The following is a 1,028-nucleotide window of genomic DNA, read 5'->3' on the forward strand; positions in this document are numbered from 1 at the left end:
GATATCGACGGCGGCGATGATGATGACGATATCATCGGTGGTAAAGGCAAAAACACGCTAAAAGGCGGCTTGGGCAAAGACAAAGTTCAAGGCGGCGATGATGATGACGATATCGACGGCGGCGATGATGATGACGATATCATCGGTGGTAAAGGCAAAAACACGCTAAAAGGCGGCTTGGGCAACGACAAAGTTCAAGGCGGCGATGATGATGACGAGATCGAAGGTGGTCTAGGAACCAATACTCTAATTGGGGGTAGTGGAAAGGATCGCTTTATTTACCGCACTTCTCGCCAAGAGATTCAAACAGTTGTAGAAGCTGACTTTATTACTGACTTTAGTGTCGATGACGATGTTTTAGAGCTTTCTACGGCAGCTTTTGGTAATCTCACCGTTTCTAGCTTGACCCGACTGGAGATTACTGCTACTTCTACTGTGGGGTCGATCGGCAGCGCTAACTTGCTCGATTTCAGCCTGGATACCACTGTTAACAGCATCGCGTCTTTGCAAGCGCGGTTTATAGCTTTGGGTGGCAACCGAGAAGCGCCTACTTTCTGTCAGTTTATAGATGCCGAGACCGGTCGTGCTGTACTGGTATTTGCTGTTGGGGCGCGCTTTGAAGTTCTCACGAGTTTCTCGGCAAGCATTCGCCTGCAAGTCAGTAACTTTGTCTTCAGCGGCACGTCACTAAATGTTCCTGTCGGTACTGCTGGTGCTGACAATGTGAATTTCGGCACTTATCCGGCTGCCGTTAATTTCGATGGTTTAGCAGGCGATGACAACATTGTCGGCAGCAATTTTAACGATACCATCCTTGGCGGCGACGGCAACGATACCATCACCGGCGGCCTTGGTTTGGATGTCATAAGCGGCGGCAGTGGTGCGGATCTGTTTGTTTACAGGACAACGAAAGAAGGCGGCGATAAAATTGCTGACTTTACTGTTGGGGTGGACAAATTCGAGTTTAGCGCGAGCGCTTTCGGCAATTTGACTACGACTAACTTTGACGGTGTTAGCGGTTCAACTCC

General features: G+C 49.3%; 1 protein-coding gene. It reads left to right on the forward strand.

Annotated features, from left to right (window positions below; translation table 11 throughout):
- The coding region (locus tag QUB39_RS08880; RefSeq protein ID WP_445299483.1) for a calcium-binding protein at positions 1-1,028 on the forward strand (1,028 nt) is incomplete at both ends.

Origin of the sequence: Microcoleus sp. AT8-B5 (genome assembly GCF_036705565.1) — a bacterium.
Taxonomy (GTDB): domain Bacteria; phylum Cyanobacteriota; class Cyanobacteriia; order Cyanobacteriales; family Microcoleaceae; genus Microcoleus.